Source organism: Serratia sp. CY71090, assembly GCF_052166845.1.
Taxonomy (GTDB): domain Bacteria; phylum Pseudomonadota; class Gammaproteobacteria; order Enterobacterales; family Enterobacteriaceae; genus Serratia; species Serratia nematodiphila.
This window is the reverse complement of the sequence record NZ_JBJNOA010000007.1, coordinates 24,991-41,378: the sequence shown is the minus strand read 5'-3', so window position 1 is coordinate 41,378 and position 16,388 is coordinate 24,991. Positions and strand designations below refer to the sequence as shown.

The window sequence follows — 16,388 nt, the reverse complement described above, 5'->3', positions numbered from 1 at the left end:
CGCTATGAAGATAATGTTCTGATTAAATTGGAGAAATCTTCTTTGATGTCGTGACTTTCCTCACGCAGCTGCTCGATCTTCCGGCAGGCGTGCAACACCGTGGTATGGTCGCGGCCACCAAACGCATCGCCGATTTCCGGCAGGCTGTGGTTGGTGAGTTCCTTTGCCAGCGCCATCGCCATCTGGCGCGGGCGGGCAACGGATCGCGAACGCCGCTTGGACAGCAAATCCGCGACTTTAATCTTGTAATACTCCGCCACCGTCTTTTGGATATTGTCGATGGTGACCAGCTTTTCCTGCAGCGCCAGCAGATCGCGCAGCGCTTCGCGCACGAAATCGATGGTGATGGCCCGGCCGGTAAAGTTGGCGTTGGCGATCACGCGGTTCAGCGCCCCTTCGAGCTCACGCACGTTGGAACGCAGGCGCTTGGCGATGAAGAACGCCACTTCGCCCGGCAGGCGAATGTCGTTTTCGTCGGCCTTTTTCATCAGGATCGCCACGCGGGTTTCCAGTTCCGGCGGCTCGATCGCCACCGTCAGCCCCCAGCCGAAGCGGGACTTCAGACGATCTTCCACCCCGTTGATCTCTTTAGGGTAGCGATCCGAAGTCAGGATGATCTGCTGATTGCCTTCCAACAGGGCGTTAAAGGTATGGAAGAACTCTTCCTGCGAACGCTCCTTGTTGGCAAAGAATTGGATGTCATCGATCAGCAACGCGTCGACCGAACGGTAGTAGCGCTTAAACTCTTCGATGGCATTGTTCTGCAACGCTTTGACCATGTCCTGCACAAAGCGTTCCGAGTGCATGTAGACCACTTTGGCGTTAGCCTTGCGCGCCATGATGCCGTTGCCGACCGCATGCAGCAGGTGAGTTTTACCCAGGCCGGTGCCGCCATACAGGAACAAAGGGTTGTAGGCGCCGCCCGGATTGTCCGCCACCTGGCGAGCCGCCGCGCGCGCCAGCTGGTTGGACTTACCCTCGACGAAGTTGTCAAAGGTGTGTTTAGGGTTGACGTTGGAGCGGTAAGAGAGCTCGGGCTGCGCCGCCGCGTTGTCCCAGCTCGGGCGCGAAGGCGCGGCCGTGCGCGCCGCCGGAGCCGCAGGGGCGCTGCTGACGCTGGCGGTCACGGTCTGGCTGATCACCTGCGTGATCGGCTTGCTGCCGACTTCAAAACGCAGCAAAGGCGCATCCGTGCCGCAGAAATCATTCAGCAGACCATTGATGTTGTTTAAGTACTTATCGCGAACCCAATCCAGCACAAAACGGTTAGGCGCGTACAGCGCCAGGGTGTTGTCACTCAGTTCCGCCTGCAATGGGCGAATCCACATACTAAATTCTGTGGCAGGTAACTCATCCTGCAATCGGGCAAGACACTGCTGCCAAAGCGAAAGTGACACGGCGGACTCCACTCGAACAAGATCAATAAAGAAAAGAAACGGACAACTTTTTTATAACTCATGATTTTTGACACATACCCGGCATCGGCTGTTTGCCTGTGGGGGATGCGAACCGCCTTTCACGGTTTGTGTCCCTCACGATCCCGGCATGAGGGATCGCGATCGGAATGACGGATCATAGCGCAATCCGCGCAAGAGATCCTCCCCTTCCTCACAGATTAGATCCATTTTATCCACAGGCCGCGGCCGGCGGCGATCTTTTCACCGCCAGCGCCGAATGACCGCGCAGATCCCGGCCGCTGCGCCGCGTTTTTTACATTGTCAACCGGTTATACCCTGTTATCCACGCCGGATCCTGCGATCGCGCGCAAAGGATCTCACGGGGATCCTTGCGATTTCACCCCGAGTCCGTATAATCTTCGCCCTACGTGTGATACCTGGTTCCTTATGGTGCGTCATTAGCCAGACAGGATTCTGCGGTGACCACGGGCCAAGAGCGGATTTTGTTCCGTTATTGGCAGACAACCAGGTAGGCTGGCGCGATGCGAATTGACTCAGGACTGTACAATTATTACAATCCCGCTTCTTTATGTATTGCGATTGAGGCGTCGGTCATCTTCACGCCGAGTAGCCAAACGCGTTTACTGATCAGTAATTATTTTAAGTTTAGGTAGAAATCGCTATGAAACGCACTTTCCAACCGTCCGTATTGAAGCGCAACCGTAGCCACGGTTTCCGTGCTCGTATGGCCACCAAAAATGGTCGTCAAGTTCTGGCCCGCCGTCGTGCGAAAGGCCGTGCTCGTCTGACTGTTTCTAAGTAATAAAGCTAACCCGCTGAGTGGTTAAGCTCGCTTTTCCCAGGGAGTTACGTTTGTTAACTCCCACTCATTTCACTTTCGTCTTCCAGCAGCCACAACGGGCTGGCACGCCGCAAATCACCATCCTCGGCCGCCTGAACCAGCTGGGGCATCCCCGCATCGGTCTTACCGTCGCCAAAAAACACGTCAAACGCGCGCACGAGCGTAATCGGATCAAACGCCTAACCCGCGAAAGCTTCCGCCTGCGCCAGCACGAATTACCGGCGATGGATTTTGTCGTGGTGGCCAAAAAGGGGATAGCGGATTTGGATAACCGCGCGCTGACGGAAGCTTTGGATAAATTATGGCGTCGCCACTGTCGCCAGGCTCCCGCATCCTGATCGGGCTGGTGCGGGCCTATCAGCTCGTCATCAGCCCGCTGCTAGGGCCTCGTTGTCGCTTCCAGCCGACATGCTCTCATTACGCAATTGAGGCATTAAGCAGGTTTGGCATGATAAAAGGCAGTTGGTTAGCATTGAAACGCGTATTAAAATGCCACCCTTTGAACCCAGGTGGCGATGATCCGGTGCCGCCAAAAACCGACGATAACAGAGAACACTAACGATGGATTCGCAACGCAATCTTCTTCTCATCGCTCTGCTGTTCGTGTCTTTCATGATCTGGCAGGCATGGCAAACGGACAACGCTCCGCAGCCGGCCGCACAGACCACGCAACAGACTTCGAACGCAGTAGCCGGTGATGCCGCCAGCCAGGCCGTGCCAGCCAGTGGTCAGGGTAAGCTGATTACCGTGAACACCGACGTGCTGTCACTGACCATCAACACCCGTGGTGGCGATATCGAGCAGGCTAAACTGTTGGCCTACCCGGATACTCTGGGTTCATCGACTCCGTTCCAACTGCTGGAAACCACCCCGTCGTTCGTCTATCAGGCGCAAAGCGGCCTGACCGGTAAAAACGGCCCGGACAACCCGGCCAACGGCGAACGCCCGCTGTACCAAGCGGCGCAAGACAGCTACACCCTGCCGGAAGGCCAGGACGAGCTGCGCATCCCGTTGACCTACACCGGTAAAGACGGCGCGATCTACACCAAGACCTTCGTGCTCAAACGCAACCACTATGCGGTCGGCGTGGATTACAGCATCGACAACAAAGGCGCGACGCCGCTGGAGCTGACCCTGTTTGGCCAGCTGAAGCAGACCACCGAATTGCCTAAGCACCGTGACACCGGCAGCAGCAACTTCGCGCTGCATACCTTCCGCGGCGCGGCGTACTCGTCCAGCGAGGACAAGTACCAGAAATACGCGTTCGACAAAGACGAAAACCTGAGCGTCACCACCAAAGACGGTTGGGTTGCGATGCTGCAACAGTACTTCGCCACCGCGTGGGTGCCGGCGACCAAGGGTGACAACACCTTCTACACCGCCAAACCGGGTGACAACCTGTCCACCATCGGCTTCAAATCTACGCCGGTCGTGGTGCAGCCGGGCGCTCAGCAACAGCTGAACGCCACCCTGTGGGTCGGCCCGGAGCTGCAGGACCAGATGGCCCAGCTGGCGCCACACCTGGATCTGACCGTGGATTACGGTTGGCTGTGGTTCATCTCCCAGCCGCTGTTCAAACTGCTGAAGTTCATCCACGGCTTTATCGGCAACTGGGGCTTCTCCATCATCATCATCACCTTCATCGTGCGCGGCATCATGTACCCGCTGACCAAGGCGCAGTACACCTCGATGGCGAAAATGCGCATGCTGCAGCCGAAGCTGCAGGCGATGCGCGAGCGCATCGGCGATGACAAACAGCGCATGAGCCAAGAGATGATGGCGCTGTACAAGGCGGAGAAAGTGAACCCGCTCGGCGGCTGTCTGCCGCTGATCATTCAGATGCCGATCTTCCTGGCGCTGTACTACATGCTGATGGGTTCGGTCGAGCTGCGCCACGCGCCGTTCGCCCTGTGGATCCATGACCTGTCGGCGCAGGACCCGTACTACATCCTGCCAATCCTGATGGGCGTGACGATGTTCTTCATTCAGAAGATGTCGCCGACCACCGTGACTGACCCGATGCAGCAGAAAATCATGACCTTCATGCCGGTGATCTTCACAGTGTTCTTCCTGTGGTTCCCGTCCGGTCTGGTGCTGTACTACATCGTCAGCAACCTGGTGACCATCCTGCAGCAGCAGCTGATTTACCGTGGTCTGGAAAAACGCGGTCTGCACAGCCGCGACAAGAAAAAAAGCTAAGCGTAGTGTAGGGGTTCGGCGCGCCGACCCTTGCAGTCACACCAAAGGCGGTCATTAGACCGCCTTTTTGCATCTTAATCGTCAGAGAGAACCGTTATGAGCACCACCGATACCATCGTAGCCCAAGCCACCCCGCCGGGACGCGGCGGCGTCGGCATTCTGCGCATTTCCGGAAGCAAGGCCAAAGACGTCGCCCAGGCGTTGCTCGGCAAGCTGCCGAAGCCGCGCTACGCTGACTATCTGCCGTTCCGCGACGCCGCCGGTGCCACCCTCGATCAGGGCATCGCGCTGTGGTTTCCGGGGCCAAACTCCTTTACCGGCGAAGACGTGCTGGAGCTGCAGGGCCACGGCGGGCCGGTGATCCTCGATCTGCTGCTCAAGCGCGTGCTGGCGCTGCCCGACGTGCGCATCGCCCGGCCCGGCGAGTTCTCCGAGCGCGCGTTTCTCAACGACAAACTCGATCTGGCGCAGGCCGAAGCGATCGCCGATCTGATCGACGCCAGCTCCGAGCAGGCGGCGCGTTCGGCGATGAACTCGCTGCAGGGCGCATTTTCCACTCGCATCCATCAGCTCGTGGAAGCGCTCACTCACCTGCGAATCTACGTGGAAGCGGCGATCGACTTCCCGGACGAGGAAATCGACTTCCTGTCCGACGGTAAAATCGAGGCGCAGCTCAACGACGTGATGGCGGATCTGGACAGCGTGCGCGGCGAAGCGCGCCAGGGCAGCCTGCTGCGCGAAGGGATGAAGGTGGTGATCGCCGGGCGCCCCAACGCCGGTAAATCCAGCCTGCTCAATGCGTTGGCCGGGCGCGAGGCGGCGATCGTCACCGATATCGCCGGCACCACCCGCGACGTCTTGCGTGAACATATCCATATCGACGGCATGCCGCTGCACATCATCGACACCGCCGGCCTGCGCGACGCCAGCGACGAAGTGGAGCGTATCGGCATCGAACGTGCCTGGAACGAGATCGAACAAGCCGACAGGGTGCTGTTTATGGTGGACGGCACCACCACCGCCGCCACCGAGCCGGCGGAGATCTGGCCGGAGTTTATGGCGCGCCTGCCGGCAACGCTGCCGATCACCGTGGTGCGCAACAAAGCCGACATCACCGGTGAAACGCTGGGCCTGACGGAAGTGAATAACCACTCACTTATTCGCCTGTCGGCCCGCACTGGCGAAGGCGTCGATGTGCTGCGCGATCATCTGAAACAGAGCATGGGCTTCACCAGCAACATGGAAGGCGGCTTCCTGGCGCGCCGTCGCCACCTGCAGGCGCTGGAACTGGCGGCGCAGCATCTGGTGCAGGGCAAAGAACAGTTAGTGAGCGCTTACGCGGGCGAACTGCTGGCCGAGGAACTGCGCCAGGCGCAGCTGGCCTTGAGCGAAATCACCGGCGAATTCACCTCCGACGACCTGCTGGGCCGCATCTTCTCCAGCTTCTGTATCGGGAAATAACGCGCTGCCAGAGGCCTTCACGGCCGGGATAAGCCCTTGTTCCGGCCGTTTTTCTTTCCCGCTCTCGCTCTGCGCGCTGGCTCACAGCGCCGCTGCAACTGCCCGCGATATACTGGACGGTCAGGTGTCTTTCTCAGGAACGAGTCAACATGGCGTTAACCCTCAAGGTATTGCTGGAAAACCGCCGCGCCGCCGGCGCCAACCCGCTATTGCAGGCCAAGGCCGGGTTAAGCCTGCTGATTGAGGACGAGACGACCTCCATACTGTTCGACACCGGCCCCGACGACAGCTTCCTGCGCAATGCGGCGCTGATGAGCGTCGATCTCTCCCGCATCACCGCGACGGTGCTCTCCCACGGCCACTATGACCACTGCGGCGGCGTCGCCTGGCTGCCGGACAACAGCCGCATCATCTGCCACCCGCAGGTCGGCGATGAGCGCTATGCGGCGCTGAAGGTGCTGGGCCACACCCGCAAAATCAAAAAGCTCTCTTTGGACATCGACTACTCACGCCACCGCATGCACTACAGCCGCGAGCCGCTGGCGATCGGCGATCGCTTTATGTGGTCAGGTGAAATCGCCGTGCCCGCACCGCGCGCCTACGGGGTGATTACCGGGGAAAACGCGGCGGTGGATTACGTTATCGACGAAGGGGTGCTGATTTACAAATCGGATCGCGGTCTGGTGATCGTGACCGGCTGCGGGCATCGCGGGATCGTGAATATCGTGCGCCACTGCCAGAAAATCACCGGAATCGATCGGATCCACGCCTTAATTGGTGGTTTTCATCTGCGTTGCGCTTCCCCGCGCACGCTCTGGCGCGTGCGCCGTTTTTTACGGCAGCACCAGCCGGAAAAGATCATGGGCTGCCACTGTACCGGCGCGTGGGGCCGGCTATGGCTGCCGGAAGGTATCGCGCCGGCCACCGGCGATAGCTGGATCCTGGAATAACGCCTGTGCCGCTCATCACTGAAATCGGCAACAAATCGGATAAAACGCATAGTGTTTTTTGATGATAAATCCTCAACTTAGTCTTAATCTAACACCCCTGCGTTCTTAGCGACCCTCTGTCATGGAGCGAACAATGGCGTGTCATTTTGCCCGATGGACCCCGGCCTCCGCTGTCCTGGATACCCAGAGACTCGCCGACGAAGTGATAGCCGCCACCCGCACCTTTTCCGTTAAGCGCCGCACGCGCTACCTGCAAGGGCGCATTCTGCTCGCCGAAATGATGTTCTACCTGTACGGCCTGCCGACGCTGCCACCCATCGCCACCACACCCACCGGCCGCCCCTGCTTCGCCGATCATCAGCTGCCCGATTTTAGCCTCGCCTATGCCAGCAACACCGTGGGCGTGCTGCTCAGCGACGAAGGCAAAGTCGGACTGGATATCGAAGTGATGCGGGCGCGCGGCAGCCGGCAAAGCGCGCTGCAGAACGCGCACCAGACGCCGGCGGAAAGCGCCTGGATCGGTGCGCAGGACGATCGGCTGGAGGCGGAGACTCAGCTGTGGAGCATTCGGCAAAGCGTGCTGAAAATTTCCGGCCTCGGCAACAGCGGCCAGTCTACGCTGCGTCTGCATCCCTTCTCCGGCCACCTGCGTTCCAGCGCCACGCCGGACGTTCAGGTGATGAGCGATGCCGACGAATATCTGAGCTGGGCCTGCGCCGGCAGCCCCGGGCTGGATCGCCTGCTGTGCTGGCGCTACGAAGAGCGCGGCGGCCTGCACAAAGACGGGGAAATCTCGCCGCGCAGCCCGGCGGCATCCTCACGCTTCGTTAAACTGACGGGCCTGAAGACGCCAGGTTGACGCGGCGCAAAGCGGATAACGCGATCTTTACCGCACCAGTTACTGGATTAAATTGTAAAGACAGCTAAATGTTGAGCAATCGCCTATTCTCGACCCGCGCTTTAGCCTACTATTCGCCCATGTTGTACGCTGAATCTGCTCATTCGAAAGGGAGAATCACCATGTCAGACCAAGCCTTAAAAATCGTCACTCTACTCGGCAGCCTGCGCAAAGGCTCCTACAACGCCATGGTGGCCCGCTCCCTGCCTGGCCTGGCCCCGCAGGGCGTCACCATTGAAGCGCTGCCCTCCATCCGCGATATCCCGCTGTACGACGCCGACATGCAACAGGGTGAAGGCTTCCCTGCCGCGGTCGAGGCGATCGCCGAGCAGATCCGCCAGGCCGACGGCGTGATCATCGTCACCCCTGAATATAACTATTCCGTACCCGGCGGGTTGAAGAACGCCATCGACTGGCTGTCTCGCGTACCGAATCAGCCGCTGGCCGGCAAGCCGGTCGCCATTCAAACCAGCTCAATGGGGCCGATCGGCGGCGCGCGCTGCCAATACCATCTGCGCCAGATCCTGGTGTTCCTCGATGCGATGGTAATGAACAAGCCTGAGTTTATGGGCGGCGTGATCCAGAGCAAGGTCGATGAACAGGCCGGTGAACTGAGCGACCAGGGAACGCTGGATTTCCTGACCGGCCAGCTGTCCGCGTTCAGCGATTTTATTCGCCGCGTGGAGTGAAGGTCTCGCGGCGCCCGCTGGGCGCCGCAACAGGACATGACGTCCGTCAATTTATTGAAATTAAAGCCATAGCATCATGTATTTTTTCATTTTAGCGTTATTTTTCGTTTCCATCACCAGTCCCGCTTTCGCCGCAGACATGCGTTATCCCGCCGGTGAAGAGCCGCTGGAGCTGCCGGCGCACAGCGCGCTCAACGCCCAACTATCGCGTTCCGCGCAAACCCAGGAAGACAAAAAGCTCGGCGCCATGTCGCTGTACCTGACGCTGATGCGCGAAGACGGCCGCAACGTCTGGGCGCCCTACCAGCTGGCGGTGTCGTCGGCGGAGAAAGGGCAAACCGAACTGGCGGAGCGTTACCTGCAGCTGAGCGCCGACCGCGGCCTGTGGTACTACTACAACCTGCTGGAGGACGACGCCTTCAACAGCATCCAACACTCCGCCACTTACCAATCCATTTTGGCCGCCACCAAAGCGCGCTATCTGCAGCACGCCCGTCAGTATGAAGGCAAAGCCAGCTACGCGGTGCCGGACGGCGAAGCGCCGCCCGAAGGTTGGCCAACGGTGATCTTCCTGCATACCTACGGCAAAGCCGCCGCCATCAGCCCCGAGGAGCGGCTGCTGTTCGGCGAAATGGGCGTGGCCTACATCGAGATCAACGGCACGCAGATGCTGTCGGAAAACAGCTTCCGCTGGTCAAATTACAGCGACGAGAGCACCCAAACCACCCTGCAGCGCACGGTGCAACAGCTGGCTCCGCAGCTAAAGCTGGATCCCCGGCGGATTTACCTCAGTGCCCGCGGCCAGGGCGCGTTGCACGCCGCCAACCTGATCGCGAAGTACCCGCAGTTTTACGCCGGCGCGCTCCTGATCGCCCCCCACGGCGAGATCAAGCCGGCCCAGCAGTCGCTGGCGGCGAAAAAGAAAATCGTGATGGCGTATTACGATCGGCAGACCTTCAGCGAGCAGGCGCTGGCGCTACATTTCGCCAATCTGTTCGGGGAGGAGAATCAGGTGCAGACGCTGCACTTCGCCCAGGGAGAGGATGCCGCCGGCAGCTGGCAGGCGCGCTTCAGGCGGCCGTTGCAGTGGGTGTTGGATCAGGCGCCGGATGCGACGCCGGGCGTCTAGGGATTCAGGGCCGACCGCCGTCGGCCCTTTGGCTGTCAATGGCCGTCGACGAAGACGATCTTCAGCACGAACAGCAGCGCCACCACCACCACGCACGGGCTGATTTCACGCCAGCGGCCGGTACCCAGCTTCATCACGCAGTAGGAGATAAAGCCGAGCGCGATGCCCTCGGTGATCGAGAAGCTGAACGGCATCATCACCGCGGTGACAAACGCCGGCACCGCTTCGGTCAGATCGTCCCACTTCACCCGCGCCAGGCTGGAGGTCATCAGCACGCCGACGTAGATCAGCGCACCGGCGGCGGCGTAAGCCGGCACCATGCCCGCCAGCGGCGACAGGAAGATCACCAGCAGGAACAGCAGGCCGGTGACCACCGCCGTCAAACCGGTACGGCCGCCGACGGCGACGCCAGATGAGCTTTCGATATAAGCGGTCACGGAAGAGGTGCCAGCCAACGAACCGGCCACTGAGCTGATGCTGTCAACGTACAGCGCCTGCTTCATGCGTGGGAACTTGCCCTGGTTGTCGGTCAGACCGGCTTTATCGGTGACGCCGATCAGGGTGCCGGAGGAGTCGAACAGGTTCACCAGCATAAACGAGAAGATGACCCCGGCCAGCCCGATGTCCAGCGCACCGGCCACGTCGACCTGGCCCACCACCGAGGTAATGCTCGGCGGCAGCGAAAACAAACCGCCGTATTTCACGTCGCCCAGCATCCAGCCGATCAGGGTAGTGACCACGATCGACACCAGCACCGCCGCATGGAAGTTACGCGAAGAGAGCACGGCGATGATAAAGAAGCCGAGCGCCCCCAGCAGCACGTTGTGCGAGGTCAGGCTGCCGATGGTCACCAGCGTGTCCGGGTTGGCCACCACGATGCCGGCGTTTTTAAGCCCCATCATGCCGATGAACAGACCGATGCCGCTGGTGATGCCGACCCGCAGGCTGACCGGAATGTTGGCGATCATCCAGTAGCGAATGCGGAAAATGGTCAGCAGCAGCAGGCCGACCGCGCCCCAGAAGATGGCGCCCATGCCCACCTGCCAGGAGATGCCCATCGCCCCGACCACCACGAAGGCGAAGAAAGCGTTCAGCCCCATCGCCGGCGCCAACGCCACCGGCAGGTTCGCCAGCAGGCCCATAAAGATGCTGCCGAAGGCGGCGATCAAACAGGTGGTGACAAATACCGCCTGGGTATCCATGCCCGCCGCGCCCAAAATTTGCGGGTTAACGAACACGATATACACCATGGTGAGGAAGGTGGTGATACCGGCAATCGTTTCCGTACGCGCCGTCGTGCCATGTTGCTTGAGTTTAAACACGCGCCCAAGCAAGCCTTGCTCAGCGTCAAGGCCAGATACTGGTTTGGTCATTATCAGAATTCCGAAAATGGGAATGGACAGTCGCCGGCTATCCTATAACAAAAAGTGGGGCTTTTGACGCCGGTCACAGGTTTTTTTCGCCGTCTTTACGGCTAAACGCGTCAACGGCTTGTATTTACAGGCATTCATTCTCCATCACAGCCCGCCGCGTTGCCGTTTGCCGGCACGGCCGATAAAATGGCCTATCACATCTCTTACCCTACCCGCTAAAAAACAGGAACCCGCATGTCTTCGACCTTTATCGATAAACTCGCGTTGATCGCGCTGAAAGATGACAAAGTGGCGCTGGTGCGCTCGCACAACAAGACGCTGTTTTATGTACCGGGCGGAAAGCGCGAAGCGGGTGAAACCGATGAGCAGGCGCTGTGCCGCGAAATCGACGAAGAGCTGACCGTTGCGCTGCAGCCGCAATCCATCGCGTTTTACGGCGAGTTCTCCGGCCCGGCGGACGGCAAGCAGGACGGCACCCAGGTGCGCATTCGTTGCTACCAGGCCGACTTTACCGGGCAGTTGCAGCCGGCCGCCGAAATCGCCGAGCTGAAGTGGTGCGACAGCCGCGATCTGCCGCAGTGTTCACACGTCGCCGCGCTGATTTTGCACGATCTCAAGGCGCGTAGCCTGATCAAGTGATCGCTGAGCGGCCTCAGCGGCGTTAACCCGAAGGAACCTGTCCCGCATGAATCAGATTGACTGCATTTTGTTCGACTGCGACGGCACGCTGGTGGACAGCGAAGTGCTGTGCAGCAAAGCCTATGTGCACATGTTCGCCCGCTACGGCATTCATCTGTCGCTGGAAGAGGTGTTCAAGAAATACAAAGGGGTGAAGCTGTACGAGATCATCGATCGAGTCAACGCCGAGCAGGGCACTGACCTGGCAAAAGAGACGCTGGAGCCGCTGTATCGGCAGGAAGTGGCGCGGCTGTTCGACAGCGAGCTGCAGCAGATTGCCGGCGCCCGCGAGCTGCTGGCGCAGGTGACGGTACCTGTCTGCACCGTCTCCAACGGGCCGGTCAGCAAGATGCAGCACTCGCTCGGCCTGACCGGCATGCTGCCTTATTTTGATGACCGGTTGTTCAGCGGCTATGACATTCAGCGCTGGAAGCCGGATCCGGCGATCGTGTTTCACGCCGCCGAACAGATGCAGGTGCCGGTGACGCACTGCATCCTGGTGGACGATTCACCCGCCGGCGCGCAGGCCGGCATCAATGCCGGCATCCCGGTCTTTTACTTCTGCGCCGATCCGCATAACCCGCCGATCGATCACCCGCTGGTGACGACGTTTGACGACCTGGCTCAATTGCCCGCGCTGTGGCGCGAACGCGGCTGGCGGCTGACGGCCGATTAACTGGCCGGCAACGGCGGCTTGTTGCGCCACCAGCGCCAGGACCGCTTCAGCGCGCGAGTTTGCGCGCCGAAGCGGCGGTTGACCGCATTGGCCAGCAGATCGAGCGCCAGGCAGAACACGAAATAGACCAGCGCCACGAACAGGAACACTTCCATCGGGTAGACCATGCTGCGGTTGTTGACCTGGGTCGCCAGGAAGGTCAGTTCGCCAACGCCGACGATATAAGCCAGCGAGGTGTCTTTGATCAGGGAGATCCACTGGTTGATGAACGACGGCACCATCATGCGCAGCGCCTGCGGCAGCACGATCATGCGCAGCGTCTGCCAGCGGGTCAGCCCCAGAGAGAGCCCGGCCTGCCACTGGCCGGGGCCGATGGCGGCGATGCCGGCTTTCACCGCATGGGCCAGATAGGCCGAGGCGATCAGCGCCAGCGCGCACACGACGGTGGTGATTTCCGGGATCTCGACGCCAAACACCATTGGCAGCAGGAAATAGGTCCAGAAGATCAGCATGATGACCGGAATGGCGCGGAAAAAGCCCAACACCGCCGCCAGCAGCCCGGCGGCGATGCCGCGCGACATCGCCAGCGCCACGCCGAGCAGGGTGCCGAGCACCGCCGAGGCCACGCCGGCCATCAGGCTGATCGCCAACGTCAACGCCGCGCCGCCCAACGGCCCGTCCGGCCAGGTGCCCCACAGCAGGTAACCCAGGTTGTCGTGAATCACGCTGAAATCCATCTCAATGTCCTCCCAGCGGTTTACGCTGTTGTCGCCACATGCCCCAGCCTTCCAGCAGCGCGATGATGGCGATATACAGTACCGTCGCCACGCCGAACGCCTGGAAAGTGCGCAGGGTTTCGGTTTCGACCTGACGCGAGGCGTAAGAGAGTTCGGCCACGCCGATCGCCATGGTCAGCGACGAGTTCTTGATCACGTTCATGTATTGCCCCAGCAGCGGCGGCAGCGCGATTTTCAGCGCCTGCGGCAGCACCACATAGCGCATCGCCTGCCAGCCGGTCAGCCCCAGCGCCTGAGCGGCATATTTCTGCCCGCCGGCGACGCCGCGAATGCCGGAGCGGATCTCTTCGGCGATAAAGGCGGTGGAGTACAGCGTCAGGCCGAAGAAACCGGCGAGAAACTCGAACGACGGCCACTCAAGCGGACCGATCTGATGGGCGCTGTTCAGCCACTGCATGGCGGCGGACGGCAAGATCTGGCCGGCGGCGAAGTACCAGAAGAACAGCTGCACCAGCAGCGGCGTATTGCGAAACAGCGAGCTGTAGCCCATCGCCAGCCAGCGCAACGGCCGCAGGCTGCTGTCGCGCATCGCCGCCAGCACAAAGCCCAGCAGCGTAGCCGCCAGCCCCGCGCAGGCGGAAAGCCACAGCGTCAGCAGAAAGCCGTGCCACAGCCAGCTCAGGTATTGCGGCGCCAGCAGCCAGTCCAGGTTCATGTTCAATCCTTGTCTTGCAGAATGCATCAGGGGCGCAGCAAGCTGCGCCCCTCCGTACCGATCTCACCGCGCCCGGTTAAATCAGGCTTTCGGTTGCTGATCCAAAGGCGCGATTTTGAAATCGCCGCGCGGCTGGGCGGATTGGGTTTCCGGCCCGAACCAGCGATCGTAAATCTTAACCGCTTCACCGTCTTTTTCCAGCTTGATCAGCGTCTCGTTCACCGCGGCGGTCAGGCGATCTTCGCCCTTGGGAATGCCGACGCCCTGGTACTCTTTGGTCAGGCTGAACGGCGAAATCTCAAACTCGGCCTTCTGCGCCGCCGGCAGATTGCCAAGCAGGCCGACCAGCTTGGCGTCGTCCTGAGTGATCGCCTGCACGTTGCCGTTGCGCAGCGCCACGAACGCCAGCGGGGTATCATCGTAGGAGATCACTTTCGCCGTCGGGAAACGCTCGCGCAGGGTGATTTCCTGCACCGTGCCCTTATCCGCGCCGATGCGCAGCTTCTTGATGTCTTCCGGCGTTTTCAATACGCCTTTGCGGGCGATGAATTTCTGGCCGGTGGCGAAATACGGCACGCTGAAGTTCACTTCCTTGGCGCGCTCGTCGGTAATGGTGAAGTTGGCGGCAATCAGGTCAACCTTCTTCGACACCAGCAGCGGAATGCGGTTGGCCGGGTTGGTGGCGCGCAGCTCCACTTTCACCCCCAGCGCTTTGCCGATCGCGTCGGCGACATCCACATCGTAGCCCACCAGCTTCTTGCTCTGCGGATCGATGTAGCCGAACGGCGGATTGCTGTCGAACACCGCGATGCGCACCACGCCGGCTTGCTTGATATCGTCAAGTTTGTCCGCGTGCGCGGCGCCGGCGGCGAGGCCGGTCAGACTGGCTAACAACGTTAAGGCCAAAGCGCGATGTTTCATAGAGAGCTCCTAAGTGGTTGATGTCCTGCTGGCGGATAAGCTAGCAAGCGCCACATAGGTCAGGAAATAATATAAAAAGCTATATTTATAACCTTTTTATCTTTACGCGCTTAAGATGGAATAAAGGCGCGGGAAACCGCGCCTTTGAAGGATATTACCCGGAAAGGGTCAGTCGTCTTTTTCGTCTTTACCGCCCGGAGACAGCAGCTTTTCCAGGGCGTCGCCGCCCAAATGACGGAAATCCTGTCCTTTGACGAAATAGAAGATAAATTCGCAGATGTTCTGGCAGCGATCGCCGATACGCTCGATAGAACGGGCGCAGAACAGCGCGGTCAGCACGCTCGGAATGGTGCGCGAATCTTCCATCATGTAGGTCATCAGCTGACGCACGATGCCTTCATATTCCTGATCGACCTTTTTATCTTCCCGGTAAATACGGATCGCTTCATCCAGATCCATGCGCGCGAACGCGTCCAGCACGTCGTGCAGCATCTGCACGGTGTGGCGCCCCAGCGACTCCAGGCTGACCAGCAGCGGCTGGTGCTGGTGCGAGAACTTCTCCAGCGCGGTGCGGCAGATCTTGTCCGCCACGTCGCCGATGCGTTCCAGCTCGGAAATGGTTTTGATGATCGCCATCACCAGACGCAGATCGCTGGCGGTCGGCTGGCGCTTGGCGATAATGCGCACGCAGGCTTCGTCGATCGCCACTTCCATCATGTTGACCTTGGCGTCGCCTTCGATCACGCGCTTGGCCAGCTCGCCATCCTGATTGTGCATCGCGGTGATGGCGTCGGTCAGCTGCTGCTCCACCAGCCCGCCCATGGTCAGCACCTGGGTGCGGATATGCTCGAGCTCTGCGTTGAACTGGCCGGAAATGTGTTTGTTTAAATTCAGGTTATCCATGATGCTTCCTATCAACCATAACGGCCAGTGATGTAGTCTTCAGTCTGCTTTTTCTGCGGCGCAGTGAACAGGTTATCAGTATCACTGAACTCGATCAGCTCGCCCAGATACATAAATGCGGTAGAGTCGGAGCAGCGCGCCGCCTGCTGCATGTTGTGCGTCACAATCACCACGGTGTAATCGGCCTTCAGCTCGCTGATCAGCTCTTCAATCTTGCCGGTGGAGATCGGATCCAGCGCCGAGCAAGGCTCATCCAGCAACAGCACTTCCGGACGAATGGCGATGCCGCGGGCAATGCACAGACGCTGCTGCTGGCCGCCGGAGAGGCTGTAGCCGCTCTGGTGCAGCTTGTCCTTGGTTTCGTTCCACAGCGCCGCCTTGGTCAGCGCCCACTGCACGCGCTCGTCCATATCGGCGCGCGACAGCTTTTCAAACAGGCGAACGCCGAAGGCGATGTTGTCGTAAATCGACATCGGGAACGGCGTCGGCTTTTGGAACACCATGCCGACCTTGGCGCGCAGCAGCGCGATATCCGAGTTGTCGGTCAGGATGTTCTGGCCGTCCAGCAGGATGCCGCCTTCCGCACGCTGTTCCGGGTACAGCTGGTACATCTTGTTGAAGGTGCGCAGCAGGGTGGATTTGCCGCAGCCGGACGGGCCGATAAACGCGGTAACCTTGTTCTTGGCGATATCCAGCGTGATGTTCTTCAGCGCATGGAATTTGCCGTAGTAGAAGTTCAGATCGCGTACCTGAATTTTGCTGCTGGAAGCGTCAGTAACCATACTCATCAAGACTTCTCT

At 60.0% G+C, this 16,388-nt stretch carries 18 protein-coding genes; 11 read left to right on the top strand and 7 right to left on the bottom strand.

Annotated features, from left to right (window positions below):
- Positions 1-2 precede the first annotated feature (2 nt).
- Positions 3-1,397: a chromosomal replication initiator protein DnaA gene (gene dnaA / locus ACJ8OK_RS14295; RefSeq protein WP_004933889.1), complete on the bottom strand. Its 1,395-nt coding sequence runs from the start codon at positions 1,395-1,397 to the stop codon at positions 3-5.
- 682 nt (positions 1,398-2,079) lie between these two features.
- Here dnaA and rpmH point away from each other — a divergent pair.
- From rpmH to ACJ8OK_RS14250, 9 genes are all read left to right on the top strand, one after another.
- Entirely contained in the window at positions 2,080-2,220 is a 141-nt protein-coding gene (gene rpmH / locus ACJ8OK_RS14290; RefSeq protein ID WP_000831330.1) for a 50S ribosomal protein L34, read from the top strand.
- 17 nt (positions 2,221-2,237) lie between these two features.
- Entirely contained in the window at positions 2,238-2,597 is a 360-nt protein-coding gene (gene rnpA / locus ACJ8OK_RS14285; RefSeq protein WP_004933883.1) for a ribonuclease P protein component, read from the top strand.
- Entirely contained in the window at positions 2,561-2,818 is a 258-nt protein-coding gene (gene yidD / locus ACJ8OK_RS14280) for a membrane protein insertion efficiency factor YidD (protein ID WP_004933881.1), read from the top strand. The genes rnpA and yidD overlap by 37 nt, the downstream gene beginning before the upstream one ends.
- A 2-nt stretch (positions 2,819-2,820) precedes the next feature.
- A complete protein-coding gene (yidC, locus tag ACJ8OK_RS14275) occupies positions 2,821-4,458 on the top strand; it encodes a membrane protein insertase YidC (RefSeq protein ID WP_004933876.1) in 1,638 nt (545 codons plus the stop codon).
- A gap of 96 nt (positions 4,459-4,554) precedes the next feature.
- Positions 4,555-5,919 (top strand): tRNA uridine-5-carboxymethylaminomethyl(34) synthesis GTPase MnmE, encoded by a 1,365-nt coding sequence (gene mnmE / locus ACJ8OK_RS14270; protein WP_099982549.1) that lies wholly within the window; start codon positions 4,555-4,557, stop codon positions 5,917-5,919.
- A gap of 149 nt (positions 5,920-6,068) precedes the next feature.
- Complete coding sequence (locus ACJ8OK_RS14265) at positions 6,069-6,869, top strand: MBL fold metallo-hydrolase (RefSeq protein WP_060558010.1); 801 nt, start codon at positions 6,069-6,071, stop codon at positions 6,867-6,869.
- Between the two features lie 133 nt (positions 6,870-7,002).
- Positions 7,003-7,728, top strand: a complete 726-nt coding sequence (locus ACJ8OK_RS14260) for a 4'-phosphopantetheinyl transferase family protein (protein ID WP_004933861.1) — start codon at positions 7,003-7,005, stop codon at positions 7,726-7,728.
- 161 nt (positions 7,729-7,889) lie between these two features.
- Positions 7,890-8,456 (top strand): NADPH-dependent FMN reductase, encoded by a 567-nt coding sequence (locus ACJ8OK_RS14255; protein WP_442530652.1) that lies wholly within the window; start codon positions 7,890-7,892, stop codon positions 8,454-8,456.
- Between the two features lie 76 nt (positions 8,457-8,532).
- Entirely contained in the window at positions 8,533-9,585 is a 1,053-nt protein-coding gene (locus ACJ8OK_RS14250; protein WP_033631390.1) for a hypothetical protein, read from the top strand.
- A gap of 35 nt (positions 9,586-9,620) precedes the next feature.
- Here ACJ8OK_RS14250 and ACJ8OK_RS14245 read toward each other — a convergent pair whose 3' ends face one another.
- Entirely contained in the window at positions 9,621-10,958 is a 1,338-nt protein-coding gene (locus ACJ8OK_RS14245) for an NCS2 family permease (protein ID WP_033631389.1), read from the bottom strand.
- Positions 10,959-11,192: 234 nt separating this feature from the next.
- Here ACJ8OK_RS14245 and ACJ8OK_RS14240 point away from each other — a divergent pair, with 234 nt between their 5' ends.
- Positions 11,193-11,597 carry an NUDIX hydrolase gene (locus ACJ8OK_RS14240; RefSeq protein WP_033631388.1) on the top strand — a complete coding sequence of 135 codons (405 nt, stop codon included), beginning with the start codon at positions 11,193-11,195 and terminating at the stop codon, positions 11,595-11,597.
- Between the two features lie 46 nt (positions 11,598-11,643).
- Positions 11,644-12,312: a 6-phosphogluconate phosphatase gene (gene yieH, locus ACJ8OK_RS14235; protein WP_033631387.1), complete on the top strand. Its 669-nt coding sequence runs from the start codon at positions 11,644-11,646 to the stop codon at positions 12,310-12,312.
- Here yieH and ACJ8OK_RS14230 read toward each other — a convergent pair.
- The 5 genes from ACJ8OK_RS14230 to pstB form a co-directional block, all read right to left on the bottom strand.
- Entirely contained in the window at positions 12,309-13,049 is a 741-nt protein-coding gene (locus ACJ8OK_RS14230; RefSeq protein WP_015376138.1) for an amino acid ABC transporter permease, read from the bottom strand. The genes yieH and ACJ8OK_RS14230 overlap by 4 nt on opposite strands.
- Position 13,050: 1 nt before the next feature.
- Positions 13,051-13,764: an amino acid ABC transporter permease gene (locus ACJ8OK_RS14225; RefSeq protein ID WP_015376137.1), complete on the bottom strand. Its 714-nt coding sequence runs from the start codon at positions 13,762-13,764 to the stop codon at positions 13,051-13,053.
- An 81-nt stretch (positions 13,765-13,845) separates the two neighbouring features.
- Positions 13,846-14,685, bottom strand: a complete 840-nt coding sequence (locus ACJ8OK_RS14220) for an ABC transporter substrate-binding protein (protein ID WP_019455482.1) — start codon at positions 14,683-14,685, stop codon at positions 13,846-13,848.
- A 168-nt stretch (positions 14,686-14,853) separates the two neighbouring features.
- Complete coding sequence (gene phoU / locus ACJ8OK_RS14215) at positions 14,854-15,588, bottom strand: phosphate signaling complex protein PhoU (protein WP_004933833.1); 735 nt, start codon at positions 15,586-15,588, stop codon at positions 14,854-14,856.
- Between the two features lie 11 nt (positions 15,589-15,599).
- Positions 15,600-16,370, bottom strand: coding sequence for a phosphate ABC transporter ATP-binding protein PstB (pstB, locus tag ACJ8OK_RS14210; protein ID WP_016929614.1), 771 nt, complete (start codon positions 16,368-16,370; stop codon positions 15,600-15,602).
- Positions 16,371-16,388: the final 18 nt, after the last annotated feature.